The organism is Acinetobacter sp. 228, from assembly GCF_048147885.1.
The window spans coordinates 1-1,050 of the sequence record NZ_JAYWYV010000581.1; the positions used below are offsets into that span (position 1 = coordinate 1).

General features: G+C 45.5%; 2 protein-coding genes. Both read right to left on the bottom strand.

All coding sequences use genetic code 11. The annotated features are described in order from the left end of the window. Positions 1-483, bottom strand: a 483-nt coding sequence (locus tag VXQ92_RS20985; protein ID WP_416683064.1) for an isocitrate lyase/phosphoenolpyruvate mutase family protein, incomplete at its 3' end; no start/stop codon positions are given. After that, positions 476-1,050, bottom strand: a 575-nt coding sequence (locus VXQ92_RS20990; RefSeq protein WP_416683065.1) for a GntR family transcriptional regulator, incomplete at its 5' end; no start/stop codon positions are given. The genes VXQ92_RS20985 and VXQ92_RS20990, both read right to left, overlap by 8 nt.

Below are 1,050 nucleotides of genomic sequence, written 5' to 3' on the forward strand. Positions count from 1 at the left end.
TGCCTCAATGTAGGCACCCGCACGGTCAATTGCCGCTTGTAAGCCTTCAACCGCTAACGCATCAGTACGCGCCATAATCACGAAGCTGTCATCACCACGCGCATCAACCGCAGCTTTAATACGGTCAACCATTTCTTCTTGAGTCACAATGGCTTTGTTCGGACGGTGACCACAACGTTTTGCACCCACTTGGTCTTCAATGTGCATTGCCGCAGCACCAAACTTGATCAGTGCTTTTGTAGTACGCGCAATGTTAAATGCAGAAGCACCAAAACCTGTGTCAGCATCGACCAATAATGGAAGATCACATACATCAGTAATACGGCGTACGTCTGCTACACCACCACCTGATAAGTAAATCGCTTTATAACCTGCACGTTTTGCCAAAAGTGCATGATTGGCATTGATGGTTCCAACCACTTGTAATGGCTTTTCTTGGGCTACGGCATCGCGAAATAGCTGACCTGCGGATTGTTTAGCCATTGTTATGTTCTCCTTGTGCTTGTAGCAGTGTTTGCTCAATAATTTTGTAAGAAGCATTGATATGTCGATGCATGAGCAGCTCGGCAAGTTCACCATCGCCTTCTGCAATTGCATCTAAAATACGGATATGTTCGTCCCAAGCTTTGCTTGGACGATCGGGTGTGTTTGAAAACTGAATTCGGTACATACGGATGAGATGATAAAGCTCATCACATAGCATTTTTTCTAGGGTTTTATTGCCACTACTTTTGATAATGCAGTAGTGAAAATCGTCCTGCCCTTCTTGCAAGTAATATCCTTTACCTGCTTTAAAGTTTTCATCTTCGGCATGCATACGTAAGACATCACGTAGCGCCAAAATTTGCTTTTTATCAATATGCTGTGCCGCAAGTTTGCAAGCTAAACCTTCTAATGACGCACGAATCTGGTAAAGCTCTTTAAACTGTTGCAGTGAGAGCGAAACCACACGCGCGCCCACATGTGCAGTACGCTCAACCAAACGTTGCCCTTCAAGGCGATGAATTGCTTCACGCAAAGGCCCACGACTAATGCCGTAAGTGCGCGCCA